At 64.6% G+C, this 17569-nt stretch carries 5 protein-coding genes and 7 pseudogenes; 5 read left to right on the forward strand and 7 right to left on the reverse strand.

Annotation, left to right across the window (positions count from 1 at the left end):
* The 6 pseudogenes from ASG87_RS20815 to ASG87_RS20840 form a co-directional block, all read right to left on the reverse strand.
* Positions 1 to 260, reverse strand: a pseudogene (locus tag ASG87_RS20815) (efflux RND transporter permease subunit); the annotation flags it as partial.
* A gap of 1 nt (position 261) precedes the next feature.
* Positions 262 to 1962: pseudogene (locus tag ASG87_RS20820) on the reverse strand (efflux RND transporter permease subunit); the annotation flags it as partial.
* Between the two features lies 1 nt (position 1963).
* Positions 1964 to 2962 (reverse strand): annotated as a pseudogene (locus ASG87_RS20825) (efflux RND transporter permease subunit); the annotation flags it as partial.
* Positions 2963 to 3250: 288 nt separating this feature from the next.
* Positions 3251 to 3510, reverse strand: a pseudogene (locus ASG87_RS20830) (efflux RND transporter permease subunit); the annotation flags it as partial.
* 4 nt (positions 3511 to 3514) lie between these two features.
* Positions 3515 to 5209: pseudogene (locus ASG87_RS20835) on the reverse strand (efflux RND transporter permease subunit); the annotation flags it as partial.
* 1 nt (position 5210) lies between these two features.
* Positions 5211 to 6209: pseudogene (locus ASG87_RS20840) on the reverse strand (efflux RND transporter permease subunit); the annotation flags it as partial.
* 589 nt (positions 6210 to 6798) lie between these two features.
* Here ASG87_RS20840 and ASG87_RS05800 point away from each other — a divergent pair.
* The 4 genes and pseudogenes from ASG87_RS05800 (at position 6799) to ASG87_RS19180 (ending at position 16413) form a co-directional block, all read left to right on the forward strand.
* Positions 6799 to 9810 carry a TonB-dependent receptor gene (locus ASG87_RS05800; protein ID WP_082582769.1) on the forward strand — a complete coding sequence of 1004 codons (3012 nt, stop codon included), beginning with the start codon at positions 6799 to 6801 and terminating at the stop codon, positions 9808 to 9810.
* Between the two features lie 235 nt (positions 9811 to 10045).
* A pseudogene (locus ASG87_RS20845) lies at positions 10046 to 10336 on the forward strand (Arm DNA-binding domain-containing protein); the annotation flags it as partial.
* Between the two features lie 126 nt (positions 10337 to 10462).
* Positions 10463 to 12736 carry a DUF6531 domain-containing protein gene (locus ASG87_RS05805; protein ID WP_082582770.1) on the forward strand — a complete coding sequence of 758 codons (2274 nt, stop codon included), beginning with the start codon at positions 10463 to 10465 and terminating at the stop codon, positions 12734 to 12736.
* Positions 12737 to 12783: 47 nt separating this feature from the next.
* Entirely contained in the window at positions 12784 to 16413 is a 3630-nt protein-coding gene (locus ASG87_RS19180; RefSeq protein ID WP_082582771.1) for an RHS repeat-associated core domain-containing protein, read from the forward strand.
* A 219-nt stretch (positions 16414 to 16632) separates the two neighbouring features.
* On the opposite strand, the gene ASG87_RS19875 is transcribed toward ASG87_RS19180, so the two are convergent.
* Entirely contained in the window at positions 16633 to 16902 is a 270-nt protein-coding gene (locus tag ASG87_RS19875) for a hypothetical protein (protein ID WP_157510899.1), read from the reverse strand.
* A gap of 158 nt (positions 16903 to 17060) precedes the next feature.
* Here ASG87_RS19875 and ASG87_RS19880 point away from each other — a divergent pair, with 158 nt between their 5' ends.
* A complete protein-coding gene (locus ASG87_RS19880) occupies positions 17061 to 17390 on the forward strand; it encodes a hypothetical protein (protein ID WP_157510900.1) in 330 nt (109 codons plus the stop codon).
* Positions 17391 to 17569: the final 179 nt, after the last annotated feature.

Below are 17569 nucleotides of genomic sequence, written 5' to 3' on the forward strand. Positions count from 1 at the left end.
ACTGCGACACCAGCAGCCCGCCGACGATCGCGATGCCCAGCGGCTGGCGCATCTCCGAGCCGATGCCGAAGCCGATCGCCAGCGGCAGCGCCGCGCCCATCGCCACCAGGGTGGTCATGGTGATCGGGCGGAAGCGCACCAGTGCCGCCTCGCGGATCGCCTCGGGCGCGGGCAGGCCGCGCTCGCGTTCGGCGACCAGGGCGAAGTCGACCATCAGGATCGCGTTCTTCTTGACGATGCCGATCAGCATCAGGATCGCGNCGAGATCTGCGTCTGCGTCACCAGCATCGCCAGGAACGCGCCGACGCCGGCGGCCGGCAGGGTGGAGAGGATGGTCAGCGGGTGGCCCAGGCTCTCGTAGAGGATGCCCAGCACGATGTACATCGCCAGGATCGAGCCGATCAGCAGCACCATGCCGTTGGACTGCACCTGACGCAGGCGCTGGTTGGCGCCGGTGAAATCCACCCGCATCCCGGGCGGCAGGCCGACCGCGTAGGCGGCCTGCTCGACCAGCTTGATGCCGCGGTCCTGCGGCACGCCCTTGGCGAGGTTGTAGGTGATCGTGGCCGCCTGCAGCTGGTTGTGGTGGCGGATGCGCAGCGGGGTGATGTTCGGTTCGATGTGCGCCACCGCCGACAGCGGGATCATCCGGCCCTGGCCGTTGCGCACGTGCACGTTGAGCAGCGAGGCCGGGCTCAGCGTCTGCGCCGCGTTGGCGGTCAGCACCACCCAGTACTGGTTGATGTCCGAGTAGATCTGCGAGACCTGGCGCTGGCCGAAGGAGTTGTCCAGCGCCGAGTCGATGTCGCCCATGCCCACATGCAGGCGGCCGGCGGCCTCGCGGTCGACCTTCAGCATCTGCTGCTTGCCGACCAGCTCGAAGTCGCTGCCGACGTCGCGGAAGTCCTTGACCGTGCGCATCTGGCGCACGATCTTCAGCGCCCACGGCTGCAGGTCGTCGCCGTTGTCGCTGATAAGCTGGAACTCGTACTGGCCGCCGCCGTCGCCGCTGCCGCCGCCGCCGAGGAACTGCGCGGCGCTGACCGACACGTCCACGTCCGGCAGCTTCTCGAAGTGCTTGCCGAGCCGTTCGACCACCTGCTTGATGCCTTCGCGCCGCTCGCCCGGCCCGCTGCCGCGCGGCTTGAGGTCCACGAACATCTGCGCGTTGTTGCCCACCGCGCCCTCGCCGCCGTTGCGGCCGAGCATGGTGAGCGCGTCGAGCACGGCCGGGTCGGCCATGATCGTCTCGGCGACCTGCTGCGCGCGGGAGGCCATCAGCCCGGGCGCGACGTTGGCGTCGGCGCGGATCTGCACCTGCAACTGGCCGGTGTCCTCGTCCGGCATGAAGGTGCCGCCGGCGGTCTTGCCCACCGCGATGGCGAGCACGACGGTGAGGATGAGCAGGATCAGCGGCTGCCAGCGCATGATCCGGCGGTGGTGCATGGCCCAGTCCAGCGCCCGCTCGTAGCGCCGCAGCAGGCCGCGGTCGAAGCGCTCGATGGCCTGCTCGACCCGGCCCGGCGGCTTCGCCTGCGCGGGATCCTCGTGCTTGAGCAGGCGGCCGCACAGCGCCGGGGTGAGGGTGAGCGAGACGAGGGCGGAGATCACCACCGCCGCGGTCAACGTCACCGAGAACTCGCGCAGCAGCATCACCAGCTCGTTGTTGCCGAACAGCAGCGGCGCGAACACCGCCACCAGCGACAGGGTGATCGAGACCACCGTGAAGCCGATCTCGCGCACGCCGGTCAGCGCCGCCTGCAGCGGCGGCTGGCCGTGCTCCATGTGGCGCACGATGTTCTCGATCACCACGATGGCGTCGTCCACCACGAAGCCGATGCACAGCACCAGCGCCACCAGCGACAGCGTGTTCAGGGTGTAACCCAGCGCCCACATCATCACGAAGGCGCCGGCCAGCGACAGCGGCACGCTGAGCATGGCGATCAGGGTGGGCCGCAGCCGNCTCGTTCAGCGCCGACTTGGTGGTCTGGGTGAGGTCGAACACCGGGGTGATCGTCACGTTCGCCGGCAGCGCCGCGCGCAACTGCGGCAGCTTGGCGCGGACGGCCTCCACCGTGGCCACCGCGTTGGCCTCCGGCCGCTTGGTGATCTGCATGCCGACGGTGCGCGCGCGGTTGAACCAGGCGGCCTGGTACTCGTCCTGCTGGCCGCCGTAGACCCGGGCGACGTCGGACAGCCGCACCGGCGTGCCGTTCTTCATCGCGATCAGCAGGCGCGCGAATTCCTCCGGCTCGTGCAGGCCGTCGCTGGCGGTCACCGTCATCTGCGTGCGGCCGTCGCTGAGCGTTCCCTGCGGCGAGGTCACGTTGGCCGCGCGCAGCGCGTTGGCGACGTCGTTCGCGGTGAGCCCCTTGACCGCCAGGGCGTTGGTGTCCAGCTCGATCCGCACCGCGTGCGGCGTGCCGCCGAACACCTGCACCTGGGCCACGCCGTCGATCTGCGCCACCGCCGGCTTGAGCAGGGTGTCGGTGAGGTCGAACAGCTTGTCCTGCGGCAGCCCGCTCGAGGTCAGGGTGAGGAACAGGATCGGGATCTGCGAGGTGTCGAACTTGAAGAATTGCGGCGGCGACGGCAGGCCGGGCGGCAGGTCCACCGCCGCGGCGTTGATCGCCGCCTGCACGTCGCGCGCGGCGCTGTCGGCGGTGCGGCCGAAGTTGAAGCGCACGCTGACCGACACCGAGCCCTCGCGCGCGTTGCCGTACATCTCGTCCACGCCGGGGATGCGGCCCAGGTGGCGCTCCAGCGGCGCCAGCACCGTGTTGGCCATGGTCTGCGCGCTGGCGCCCGGCTGGCTGGCCACCACGTACACGCCGGGAAAGTCGAGCGAGGGCAGCGCCGCCACGCCCAGCAGCAGGTAGGCGATGAAGCCGGCCAGGGTCAGGCCGATCGCCAGCAGCGACGTGCCGACGGGACGGCGGATCAGGGGGGCGAAAATGTTCACGGGGCTTCCTGGCCGGGCAGCGGTTGCGGCGGGTATTCCATCACGTCGGCGCGCGCGGCGCGCAGCACGGGCGCGGCGCCGTGCGCGCGGGGGAACGTTCCGCCTTCATGCCGGCTTTATGCCTGCAGGCCGCCGTCGGCGAATGTGCCTTAAGTCCGGGGCCTGCCGAAAGGCAGGGGCACCGCCGGGTCAGTGCGGCGCAACGATCGCGCCGCCGGCGCGCCGCCGCTTCTTCTCGGCCTTGCGCTCCCGGCGGGCGGCCTTGCGGATCTTGCGGTCGTGGTTCCNGCTGCGACACCAGCAGGCCGCCGACCACGGCGATGCCCAGCGGCTGGCGCATCTCCGAACCCACGCCGAAGCCGATCGCCAGCGGCAGCGCGGCGCCGATCGCCACCAGGGTGGTCATGGTGATCGGGCGGAAGCGCACCAGCGCCGCCTCGCGGATCGCCTCGGGCGCGGGCAGGCCGCGTTCGCGCTGCGCGACGAGGGCGAAGTCGACCATCAGGATCGCGTTCTTCTTGACGATGCCGATCAGCATCAGGATCGCGNNNNGCTCACCGGCGTCTGCGTCACCAGCATCGCCAGGAACGCACCGACGCCGGCGGCCGGCAGGGTGGAGAGGATGGTCAGCGGGTGGCCCAGGCTCTCGTAGAGGATGCCCAGCACGATGTACATCGCCAGGATCGCGCCCAGCAGCAGCACCATGCCGTTGGACTTGGCCTGCTGCAGGTTCTGGTTGTTGCCGGTGAAGTCCACCTTGACCCCGGCCGGCAGCGACACCACCTGCGCGGCGCGCTCCACCAGCTTGATGCCGAGATCCTGCGGCACGCCCTTGGCCAGGTTGTAGCTGATCGTGGCCGCTTCCATCTGGTCGTGGTGCCTGATGCTGAGCGGGCTCACCACCGGCTCGATGTGAGCCACCGCCGACAGCGGCACCATCCGCCCCTGCGGCGTGCGCACGTAGTTGTTGAGCAGCGACTGCGGGCTGAGCGACTGCGCCGACGACGAGGTGAGCACCACCCAGTACTGGTTGATGTCCGAGTAGATCACCGAGACCTGGTGCTCGCCGAACGCCTCGGCCAGCGCGGAATCGATCATGCCCATGCTCACCTGCAGGCGGCCGGCGGCGGTGCGGTCCACCTTCACCATCTGCTGCTTGCCCACGGTGTCGAAATCGCTGGAGACGTCGCGCATGCGCCGGTCCTTGCGCAGCTCGCGCACCATCTTCAGCGCCCACGGCTGCAGGTCGCCGCCGTCGCGGCTGATCAACTGGAATTCGTACTGCGCGCCGCCGCCGCCGTTGCCGCCGCCGAGGAACTGCACGGCGCTAAGGTCCACGCTCACGTTGCCCAGTTGCGCATACTGCTTGCCCAGCCGCTCGACCACCTTGCTCATCGGGTCGCGGCGCTGGCCGGGCCCGTTGCCGAGCGGCTTCAGGTCCACGTAGAGGGTGCCGTTGTTGCCGCTGTCCGCGCCGCCGTTGTCGGCGCCGGGAAACGCGGTGACGTCGAGCACGGCCGGGTCGGCCAGCATGATCTTGCCGACCTGCCTGAGGCGCTCGGCCAGCAGGTCCGGCGAGATGTTGCCGTCGGCGGTGACGTTCACGCCGATCAGGCCGGTGTCCTCGTCGGGCATGAAGTTGAAGCCGGCGGTCTTGCCCACCGCGACGGCGAGCACGACGGTGAGGACCAGCAGGCACAGCGGCTGCCAGCGCATGATCCGGCGGTGGTGCAGCGCCCAGTCGAGCCAGCGCGCATAGGCCTGGTGCAGGCGCTGGTCGAAGCGTTCCAGCGCCAGTTGCAGGCGCGAGGCCGGCTTGGCCTCGGCCTGCTCCAGGGTGAGGTAGCGGCCGCACAGGGCCGGCGTGAGGGTGAGCGAGACGATGGCCGAGATCACCACCGCCGCGGTCAGCGTCACCGAGAACTCGCGCAGCAGCATCACCAGCATGTTGTTGCCGAACAGCAACGGCGCGAACACCGCCACCAGCGACAGCGTGATCGAGATCACCGTGAAGCCGATCTCGCGCATGCCCAGCAGCGCCGCCTGCAGCGGCGGCTGGCCGTGCTCCATGTGGCGCACGATGTTCTCGATCACCACGATGGCATCGTCCACCACGAAGCCGATGCACAGCACCAGCGCCACCAGCGACAGCGTATTGAGCGAATAGCCCAGCGCCCACATCACCACGAAGGCGCCGGCCAGCGACAGCGGCACGCTGAGCATGGCGATCAGGGTGGGCCGCAGCCGNTTCGTTCAGCGCCGACTTGGCGGTCTGGGTGAGGTCGAAGATCGGCGTCATCTGCACGTCCGCCGGCACCATCTGGCGGAACTGCGGCAGCTTGGCGCGGATCGCCTCGGCGGTGGCGATCGCGTTCGCCTCCGGCCGCTTGGTGACGCGCAGCAGCACCGAGATGCGGTTGTTGAACCAGGCGCGCTGGTACTGGTTCTGCGGGCCGCTGCTGATCCTGGCGACGTCGGACAGCCGCACCGGCGTGCCGTTCTTCATCGCGATCAGCAGCCGGCCGAATTCCTCCGGCGTGTGCAGGCCGTCGGTGGCGGTCACCGTGGTCTGGGTGATGCCGTCGCTGAGCATGCCTTGCGGCGAGGTCACGTTGGCCGCGCGCAGCGCATTGCTGACGTCGTTGGCGGTGAGATGCCGCGCGGCCAGCGCGGCGGTGTCCATCTCCACCCGCACGGCCGGGGCGGACGCCCCCACCACGCGCACCTCGGCCACGCCGGGGATCTGCGCCACGGCGGGCTTGAGCAAGGTGTCGGTAAGGTCGTAGAGCCGGTCCGGCGGCAGGCTGGTGGAGGTCATCGCCACCAGCATCACCGGCATGTTCGAGGTGTTGGCCTTGAAGTACTGCGGCGGGTTGGGCAGGTCCGAGGGCAGGTCGGTGGCGGCGGCGTTGATCGCCGCCTGCACGTCGCGGGCGGCCTTGTCGGTGCTGCGGCCCATCTCGAACAGCACCGCCACGCTGGCGCTGCCCTCGCTGCTGCTGCCGCGCATCTCGCGGATGCCGGGAATCCGCCCCAGGTGGCGCTCCAGCGGCGCCAGCACGGTGGTCGCCATGGTCTGCGCGCTGGCGCCGGGCTGCTGCGCGGCGACGAACACCGCCGGGAATTCCAGCGTCGGCAGGGCCGCCACGCCCAGCATCAGGTAGGCGCAGATGCCGGCCAGGGTGAGCCCGATGGCAAGCAGCGAGGTACCGATGGGGCGGCGGATCAGGGGGGCAAAGAGGTTCACGTGGTTTCCGGGCCGGCGACGGGATGGCGGCGTGCCTTGCGCGGTGCGCGGCAGTAAGGCCTCTCCGGCCCGATTCTTGTCCGCCGCCGCGGCATGGCGGATGTGCCTTTAGTCCGTCCGTGCCGAAAGGCAGGGCTGCCCCGGCGTCCGCATCCGCGCGGGCTGGGGAGCGGGCGCGCGGGAGGAGGATGCGAAGCCGATGGACCCGGCGATGGCCGGGCGGGTCCGGAGGGGCATGCCTGCCGGCACGCGAAGCTTTCGCCGACATAGCTGCCGCGGCAGCCAATCCGCCATGCCGGCAGGGGATTGCGGCGGGCAGGAACGCCGGTGCAAGAGCGTTCGAAACCTCTCCGAAACACCTGAATCACAGAATCCGCAAATAACTTGCGAAAACATAAATTTTTCGTTGACGGCCCCTCGGCGCGGAGCCTATGTTCGGGACGGCACCGTATGTTTTTGCGAGGGTGGCAGCCGGGAAATCGGGGGATTTTCCGGGTTGCGTACATGCGGTTTTACCTTGCTTGCATCCGGTGTTTCGGCGCGATTCGCGCGCCTTCGGCCTTTGGCCATTCTCGGGGAGAACGCAAGCATGACTCGTATCGATCGCAACCGTCGTATCCCGTCGTGGCGGCACACCGCGCTTGCCGTGGCGCTCAGCATGAGCCTCGGCGGCGTCGCCATGGCGCAGTCCAACGCCTCCGGCGTGATTTTCGGCACGGCCGGCCAGGCCGCGGGCGCCACCGTGCACCTGGAAAACCTCAACACCGGCCTGAGCCGCGACATCGCGGTGGACCAGAGCGGCCGCTACCGCGCATCCTCGCTGCCGATCGGCAACTACAAGGTCACCCTGGTGAAGGACGGCCAGGTGGTCGAGACGCGCGACAACGTGCAGGTCCGCCTGGGCACCGGCGTCGACGTGTCCTTCGGCGCCGCCACGGCGACCGCCGCCAACGCGCAGAACCTCGAAGGCATCCAGGTGGTCGGCAACGCCTTGCCGGCGATCGACGTGTCGTCGGTCGACTCGCGCACGGTGCTGACCTCCGAGCAGTTGCAGAAGCTGCCGCTGGCGCGCGACGTGACCGCCGCCGCGCTGCTGGCGCCCGGCGTGGTCGCCGGCGATTCGCGCTACGGCAATGTCGCTTCGTTCGGCGGCTCCTCGGCTTCCGAGAACCAGTACTACATCAACGGCTACGCGGTCACCAACGCGCTGACCGGCCTGGGCTTCACCAGCCTGCCGTTCGACGCGATCGACCAGCAGGAGGTCTACACCGGCGGCTACGGCGCCGAGTACGGCCGCTCCACCGGCGGCGTCGTCAACGTGGTGACCAAGAGCGGCGGCAACACCTGGAAGGGCGGCGTCGGCCTGTATGTGATCCCGCAGTACCTGCGCGACTCGCCGCGCAGCGTGTACCGCGTGAACGGCGAAACCAAGGGCCTGCTGTACCAGTACCGCGCCGGCAACAAGAACTCCTCGACCCAGTACACCGGCTACATCAGCGGCCCGCTGATCAAGGACAAGCTGTTCCTGTACGCCGCCGGCGACTTCACCAGCACCGCGGGCAATTCGGTCAGCTCGATCATCGCGCCGCAGTACACGCGCGAAACCGCCAAGGCCACCAAGTGGATGGCCAAGGTCGACTGGAACCTCAACGACAGCAACATCCTGCAGTTCACCGCGATCTCGGACAAGACCAACACCGACCGGGACATCTACGCGTACAACTACGCGACCCTGTCGCGCGGCAACTTCCTGGGCACCGACAAGCTGAAGAACGCCGCCTCCCCGGCCGGCTCGGCTCCCGGCGGCGACGTCTACATCGGCAAGTACACCGGCTACCTGACCGACGACCTGACGGTGAATGCGCTCTACGGCACCAGCCGGACGACCCATGTGCGCAACCTCGGCTACGCCGGCAGCCCCAACTGCCCGTGGATCACCGACGCGCGCAGCGGCGTGACCAACCCGATCATCGGCTGCGGCCTGGTCAACGGCACCGTGCTCGGCCCCGGCGCCAAGGACAAGACGCACGGCTGGCGCCTGGACGTGGAGTACCGGCTGGGCTCGCACGACCTGCGCGCCGGCCTGGACACGCAGACGCTGGAGTCGCGCAGCGGCAACCAGTACGAGGGCGGCACGCGCTGGCGCTACCAGAATGTCCGCGACGTCTCCGGCCGTCCCGACATCCTGCCGGACGTTCCGGCGGGGACCCCGTACTTCGTCGAGAACCGCACCTTCATCACCGGCGCCGCGGTCAAGGTGGAGCAGGAGGCGCAGTTCATCGAAGACCACTGGCAGGTCAGCGACCGCTGGCTGGTCTACCTCGGCCTGCGCAACGAGCAGTTCAAGAACATCAACGGCGCCGGCGACGTCTACGTCAAGCAGCGCCACCAGCTCGCCCCGCGGCTGGGCGTGACCTGGGACGTGTTCGGCGATTCCAGCTTCAAGATCTACGCCAACGCCGGCCGCTACCACCTGGCGATCCCGTCCAACGTGGCGATCCGCGGCGCGTCCGCCTCGCTGTATTCGAGCGAGTACTTCACCTACACCGGCGTGGCCCCGAACGGCGAGCCGATCGGCCTGACCCCGGTGGGCAGCAAGATCTACCTCAACGGCGAGGACGGCACCGACCTGAACCCGAAGACGGTGGCCGCCAAGGGCATCAAGGCGTACTACCAGGACGAGTACATCCTGGGCTTCGACAAGATGCTCGGCAACGACTGGACCTTTGGCGCCAAGGCCACGCTGCGCAAGCTCAAGAGCTCGATCGACGACTTCTGCGACTCGCGTCCGTTCGAGAAGTACGCCAGGCGCAACAACATCGACATCAGCAACGCCAGCATCCCGGGCTGCTACCTGTTCAACCCGGGCGAGCCCAACACGTTCATGGTGGACGTGGACGGCAAGGGCACGCTGGTGCCGTTCAAGCTGACCATGGACGACTTCATCACGCCGGCCGGCGTGGGCTTCCCGGCGCTGAAGCGCAAGTACTACTCGCTGGACCTGTACCTGGAGCACCACTTCGACCAGCGCTGGTACGGCCGAGTGGACTACACCTTCTCGCGCAGCTACGGCAACTCCGAGGGCCAGTTGAAGTCGGACATCGGCCAGCTCGATCCGTCGGTGACCCAGGACTGGGACGCGCCGGAAATCATGCAGTTCGCGAACGGCCCGTTGCCGAACGACCGCACCCACCAGCTCAAGGCGTACGGCTTCTTCCAGGCCACGCCGGAATGGCTGTTCGGCGCGAACCTGGCGATCGCCTCGGGCCGGCCGAAGAACTGCATCGGCTTCGATCCGGTCGATGCGATCCAGTACGGCGCGTCGTACTTCGAGTGCGACGGCAAGCCCAGCCCGCGCGGGTCGAAAGGTCGCCTGCCGTGGACCTACCAGCTCGACCTGAACACCGAGTACCGCCCGTTGTGGGCCGGCGCGAACCAGAACCTGGCGTTCACGGTGAACGTGTTCAACGTGTTCAACCGCCAGAAGAAGATCGCCCAGGTGGAAGTGGGCGAGGACCCGGTCGACGATTACGAGCGCGCACTCGCGTTCCAGGCGCCGCGCTACTTCCAGTTCGGCGTCAAGTACGACTTCTCGCTGTAAGAGTCACCCGCATCGGCCCGGCCGATGCGGTCTCCCCTCCTTGGCCGCCGGCAAACCCGGCGGCTTTTTTTGTTCCAAGCTGACTCCAGCGCCGAACTTCGCTAAAGCACCATATATTGTTCTTATCAATTACTTATATGATCACAGCCTATGCTGGCGCTTTCCGAAACTTGACCCGGCTTCCCCTCTGCGGGCCCCTGGCTGACTCCTGAGAACCAGGTCTTTTCGCGGAGTCATCACGGCAAAGATCAAACGCACCAAGTCCACCATTGACCTGCGCATTCCCAGGCGCAGGTCGTCGAACTTCAGGACACTCTGGTGCCCGGCTTCCTGTGCAAAGTTACGCCAACGGGCCGCAAGGTGCTCATGCTTCAGTACCACACGAACGCTGGCGAGTGCCGCAAGCCGGCCTTGAGTCAATACGGGGAGCTGACCGTTGAATAGGCGCGCTCGTTGGCTCAGGATTGACTGACACGAGGTGCGCCTGGGCGGCGGCTCCAGCACTGCCAAAGCAGCAGCAGCTCGGGACAAGCCCCACTTCGGAGTAGGGTTTTTCTTTCAGAAAAATTCCTATGCCCATCCCTCTGGCACATCCCTACGATGACCGGTCGTTGGAGTATTTCGCCCAGCGAATGGAACAGGGGAAATAGGGATGTTGAAAGGTTTTTTGGTGGCTGTCGCCGCCTTTTTGTTGTTGCAGTTTGCTCAGCCTGCGCATGCGGTGCTGCAAAAAATCAACGTCTGCGACGATGGAACGACGCACATCGGATGGACCAATGATGGCAGTAGCGGCTTCCCGGTCGGGACCGTGGTCGTCAGCGGCGGATGTCACAACACCTTCGCTGACTATGGCGATGACGGACGCCCTGAGCGTGCCGGTCGCGAAGGTGGAGGCAATGGCGAGCCACATGGCGCCAAAGACGACTTCGCGCCCAATCCGGGCGATGCGACGAGCCAGCGCAGTGCGCTTGTACCAACTCGCTGCAACGCATGGACCCTATCGCTCATGCGTATCGGCGATCCGGTCATTTTCTCCACGGGCAACGAGGTCTCACCCGAGACTGATTTCACCAGTGCCGGCGAGATGGGGCTATCGCTGACCCGCACCTACAACTACTACTGGAACGGCATCGGAATTTTCGGACGGCGCTGGTTGAGCGACTACGATTTCAAATTGTTGTTCACCACGAACGATCCAGCCTCAGCCTGCTATCCCCGACCCGGTAACAGCATTTGCGATCCCGCCTTCAAGCCGATCTGGGCGCAGCGGCCGGACGGGCGCATGATCAAGTTCAACTACGCCAGCTCGCCGACACCCGGCTGGTACGAGGACAAGGCCTCTCCGGTCGCCAAGATCCTCAAGTCGGGCAGCACGTATGTGCTCTACAGCGAAGACCATACCGTCGAGGTATACGACGCCGCCGGCTTTCCGTCGAGCCTCAAGAACCCACAAGGGATCGGCTGGACATTTCAGTACGACGCCAACCATTACCTGACGCGAGTAACCCATACCTCCGGGCGCCATGTGGACTTCACCTGGACCGATGGACGCCTCACCCAGGTCACCGACCCAGCCGGCCACGCCTACACGTATAGCTACAAGACGCTGTCGGTGTCGACCTCGAACGCCGTGAGCCCGGGGGCGTCGCCTTCCGCCACTATGGTCAATGCGGGAGACATCGGGGTGCACCCGATGCTGCTGCCTCCGCACGATCCTCGCCACGACGATCCGCCGCCACTGCCGCCGACACTGCCGATCAACTCGATGGTCGCCTTGCTGACCGGCACGGTCCAACCGAGCGCGATTCCCACCCGCATCACCTACCACTACGAAGACACCCGTTTCCCGACCGCACTGACCGGCCGCACGATCAATGACGTGCGCCAGTCTTGGATTGCCTACGACGCCAACGGTCGTGCCGCCGAGACCAAGCTGGCAGGGGGCATCGAACGTTACCAGTTCAGCTATGCGCTCTATCCGGACGGCAACATCCAAAGTACGACGGTCATCAATCCGTTGAACAAATCGACTACGTACAAGTTCGATCCCAACGGCAACGACATCGGGGTAGAGGAGGCGCGCTCGACGAACTGCCCCTTGGCGGTCAAGGCCGCAGAGTACGGCACCGACGGCTACCTCGCAGCGTCTACCGACTTCATGGGGCGCGTCACCACCTTCGACTTCAACGCCAAAGGCCAGTTGCTGGAGCGAGTGGAGAACGCCAACGCCACGGGCGCGAGCCAGCGACTCGTCATCCGCTACTCATGGGATGCCGATAGCCGCAAGACGAAGGAAACCGTGGGTGACGATCACGAGTTCAGCTACGAGTACGGCGCCGGCGGCCGCCTGGCCTCGCTGACGGTGAAGAACCTCTCCAGCAAAGTGGCAGCGAGCCAAGGCCAGAGCCGCACCACCGCTTACACGTATGCGACCTGGCCGAATGGATTGCTGTCTTCAATGACGGTCGACGGCCCACTGGCCGGCACGGGCGACACGATCGTCCTCAATTATTCGCAAGCCGGTGACCTGCTGACCGTCAAGAACAGCCTCGGGCAGACAACGACCTATGAGGGCTACAACGATCTCGGCCAACCCGGTTTCGTGACAGGTCCCAATGGGGAGAAGGCCGGATTCCTCTACGACGCCCGCGGTCGCGTGATCGAGACGCAAACCTATCGTAACGGCGCCACACAACACACCACCTATGAGTACGACGGCTTCGGGCGCCTCGCGAAGGCGACGCGGCCGGACGGCCAGTACCACGGCTACCAGTACGACGCCGCAGGCCGCCTCGTCTCCGAGTACGAGCCCGAGACCGGCGGTACCTTCGCGCAGACGGTCTACACCTACAACGCCCTATCGCAACCGACGTTGATCACCACCCAGCGGGTATTTCGTGAGCCGCAGCGGGGAACCGTGCCATGAGACCAGGTGCACGCACGGTTTGAGGACATGGCCGTTTCGAGCACGGCATGAACATCGGGTTGGACATTCAGCGACAGGGCGCTCCTCGTCTTTCGAGTGAGCGCATAGGGGGAAGCATGCGAACAGGGATGAAGATGGAAGGATTTGCACGGAGAGCAGGATCGTTGCTGTGTCTGTGGTGCGTGACGGTGGTGTGGTCCACGGCCGCCTGGGCGGGCACCGGGCCGGTCAAGGCGGACCCGAAAAAGCCGACCGCCCCCACACTGGAATGCAGAACGTGTGATCCGGATGACCCGGATACGCCCGTTCCGCCGATGCGTGTATCCGAGTTTGTCAGTCAAAGCGTTCCCACTGCGATGCTCGCCGGGACGACGAAAACCGTCACCGTGCAGTTCAAGGACGCCGGCTCCCTGTCGTGGATCACGGCCAACGGTTTCCGACTGGGCTCGCAGAACCCGGGCGACAACGCCACATGGGGCTTCAACCGCGTGGAGCTGCCTGCAACAGTCCGGCCCGGCCAGACGGCTGCCTTCACCTTTTCGATCCACGCACCGTCATCACCAGGAACCTACAATTTCCAATGGAAGATGGTTCAAGACGGCGTGACCTGGTTCGGCGACAGCTCGCCCAACGTGCCGATCCGAGTCCTCGCAGGGTCGATCTGGGCCTCACCCAGTTCGTGCAACATCCCGGCAGGAGCTTCCACTTGCACGGCGACGATCAACTGGAGTTCCAACAGCAGCACGGCCGAGGTATGGGTCTCCGACCTGAACGGCGCGTCGCCTCAACTGTTCGCGCGCGCGCAGAACGGCCCATCCACAGCCACCTGGATTTCGACCAACACCGCCCGCTTCACACTCAAGAGCGATGGACTCGAACTGGCACACGTTGACGTGCGCGGCAATCAGCCACCCAACATCACGTTGACAGCGCCGATGAACGGCAGTGCCGCGTTGGCCCCCGCCACGGTTCTCGTCACGGCTAATGCCAGCGATCCGGATGGCAGCGTGCAGCGGGTAGAGTTCTGGGGCGACGGCAGCCTGATCAAGACCGTGACCGCACCGCCCTATCAGGCGAACTGGGCCAACCTGGGCGCCGGCTCGCATAAGGTCGAAGCGATTGCCTACGACAACCTCGGCAATTCGCGCTGGGCAAACACTTCGACGTTCAAGCTGCTGTCCGGCTCGATCTCGGCGTCGCCCAACCCCTGTGATATCGCCATCGGGGCAAGCACCTGCACGGCGAACATCACCTGGACCTCCAGCAGCGCAACCGCCGAGGTCTGGACGTCCGGGCTGAGCGGCGGCTCGCCGACTTTGTTCACGAGCGGGCAATCCGGCTCGAAAAGCGCCACCTGGATCTCGGCGGCCGGCCATCGCCTGACCCTCAAGAGCGATGGTGTCACGATCGCCACAGTCGATGTGCGCGGCACGCCGCCGCCGCAGATCTCCAGCCAGGCGATCATCGTGTATGACGAACTCGGTCGGGTACTCCAGCGACGCGACGCCGCCAACCATCTGCAGGTGGGCTACACCTACGACGCCGCCAACAACGTTCTCACGACGACCGACGGCCTGGATCACACCACCACCCTGGTCTACGACGCGTTCGACCGGCTCGTCCGATCGACCGATCCGGCGGGAAATGCCACCCAGTACACCTACGATGGCGTTGGCCACCTGACGAAGGTAATCGACCCGCGCAACAACGCCACTACCTACACCGTCGATGGCTTCGGCCAAGTCTGGACGCAAGTGAGCCCGGATACCGGCACGACCACGTACACCTATAACGCGAGCGGCCAACGTACCAGCCTGGTCCGCAACGATGGCAGCACATTGAGCTACGCCTACGACGCATTGGGCCGGCCCACCTCCGTGGGCAACGGCCAGGAGACCCGCACCTACAGCTATGACACGTGCACCAACGGCAAGGGCCGCCTGTGTCGCATGGCTGGCAGTGACAGCGTGACCACGCATAGCTGGTCTACTTTCGCTTACACGCCGGAAGGTTGGTTGGCGACGCGCCAGGACGCGATGCAGAGCACGGTCAACACCACCGGCTACACCTACGACGGCCTGGGCCACCGGACCGGCATCAGCTATCCGAGCGGAGTCAGCGTCGGCTATGCGTACGATCACGGCACGTTGGCCGCAGTGACCTCCACGCGTGGCGGCACCACCACCACGATTGCCAGCGGCTTTCACTACCAACCATTCGGAATCGCAACGGATTGGACCTACGGCAATGGCCTGAAACACAGTGCGAGCTTCGATCAGGATGGGCGGCTTATCCACCTCGGCGCCAGCAGCGGAGCTACGGTCCGGCAGAGCCTGAACTACGACTACAACTTCGGCAACGAAATCACAACGATCACCAACGGAGTCGATGCCACACAGAATCGAGCGTACGACTACGACGCCGCCGGCCGGTTGTCGAAAGACACTCGAAGCAACCTCTCATGGTCGTTTGACGCCAACGGCAACCACAGCCGCTTCGTCTCCCCCAGTGGACAAACGGACTACGTGATCGAGCCGGCGAGCAACCGAGTATCGAGCTACACCACGCAATCCGGGGTCCATACGACCTATCAGTACGACGCACGCGGCAATCGCACGGTCGCGCAAGAGCAGCCAGGCATCACGCAGAGTTACGCCTACGATGCCTTCAACCGGCTTATTCGGGTCTACGTCGGCACGGCCACTACTTCACTGTTGTACAACCCCCAAGGCCAGCGGGTAGGCAAGATCACCGGGAGCGGCCAGACCCGCTACACCTATGTAGGCGATCAACTGGCAACCGAGTACGGACCGACTGGCTGGAAGAGCTACGTCTGGGCGGGGACGGAACTGCTTGGCGTGGTGCAGGACAATGGCACAACCTCCTTCGTGCACAACGATCACCTGGGTCGTCCGGAAGTCGTCACCGGCGCATCACAGCAGATGGTGTGGCGCGCGAACAATGATCCCTATGGCCGCACGGTGGCGCTGGATCAGATCGGCGGGTTGAACCTGGGTCTCCCCGGCCAGTATCAGGACGTTGAGACCGGGCTGTGGATCAATGGATACCGGACCTACGACGAGAGCATCGGGCGGTATCTGGAGTCTGACCCCATTGGATTGGGAGGCGGGCTGAATACCTACGGTTACGCGCAGGCAAACCCGATCTCCTCCGTGGACCCGCGAGGGATGGACGTCGCTGTCGTGATCGACAACAACACCGTGCCTATGCTCGGCAAGTTCGGAGGCCACGTGGCTGTTCTTGTCGGAAATGACAGAACAGGATGGGACTATTACTCGAAGGACGGCTTCGTGAATGGTACCCAGCAGGATAGCCACTACACCTACGCATCGCTCGACGACTTTCTAAGCGATCAAGGGGACGTCTACATCACTGGCGAGGTATTTGAAACCACCTCGCAAAACGACGCGGACATGAGAGCATGGGCCAACACACATATAACGGACGATTTCAGCGGCACCTTCAATAACTGCGCCGACTTCGTTTATGGGGTGCTGGAGGCTGGCGGCGTGAAGGTCAATAAGCCAAGATTCTCCCCAAGCGTACCCAATGATATGCTGGACGGTGCGGGCGACCGAATTAATATGAATCATCCACATCACGGATTGATGAACCGGGCGTACAGCCCAGGCACGTTCAATCATGGGTATTGGTAAGCTATGAAAACTTGGGCAAAGGTTTTACTTTTCACAGGCATCTTTCTGGCGCACGCGCTAACCACCGTCATGGTACTTTCGAACATGGCCGGCTGCGGCGGGGATGACTGCCCTAATTCGCTGAATTACATTTGGAGCAGAGCTCTCGGCTTCCCGCTATTTTCCATCGTGGAAATCGTAGGAAAATTCAGCACAAGCAACCATTATTCAGGTGTATTCCTAGCCGCCACCATTCCAATCAATTCCTTGGTTGCAGCAACCATCATTTGCTATATCTTTTTTAAATTCAGGAACCGAGTTGGCAGGCGCACCCAGTGAAACAGCGTGCGTTCGTTGCGCACCAACTCCCTGGAAGGCGAACGGACCAGGATGCTTCGGAACTCGTTTATGAACGACTGAGCCAAAAAATACATTAATGATCCTTTCAGTGGCTACGCGAACGTTTGCGCGGATTTTGCGTAGGGCGTATTGAGGGATGGCGGCTTGCATCCAACGTCAAACTCAATTGGCCCAACCATTCCGAAATCCATGTCCATCGGCCCGGCCGATAGTCCAAGTCGCTTCTCTCCACGATGATCGGCAATAGGTGGGTAAACTCTATCAACACCTTTGCGACCCAGCGCAAAATACTCTGATTGATAGCCACCATGTCTAAGATAAAAACGCTTTCCATCATTCTTGTCAGCGGACTCATCCATTTCGCCTTGACGCTGAAAATTGTTGTTGGCCGATTGACTTGCGATATACAGCCCAATTGTGTAAGCCAACTTAACAAGATTATCGGCGCCATATTGGGGTTCCCTTTGGGGTGGATTGCAGCGGCGCTCCATCACTTTGACGACAACTTCAATCTGGTGAAATTATTTGGTGGCGAACTATTTGTTTGCTTCTTTATTAACTCAATCTTGGCCGCCACCTTGATTTGGCTGGTGGCTACCAAGTCACTTGTTCGATTGCGCGATAAATCCAGGCCGTAGGGAGCGGGCCTCCGGATTTGATGGAAGCCGCAAGCATCCATGAGGCATGGTTGATTAAATCGTTGATGAGCTTGCTGCTGGCCGCTGGGGTGCTCTCCGCTTCGCTATCGCGTGGCACCTACTTGGCTCCTAGCACTCCTTAGCTTCTACTACGTAAAGATGCTCAGCACCGTCCTGAG

This window comes from Frateuria sp. Soil773 (assembly GCF_001428405.1).
Lineage (GTDB): Bacteria > Pseudomonadota > Gammaproteobacteria > Xanthomonadales > Rhodanobacteraceae > LMSL01.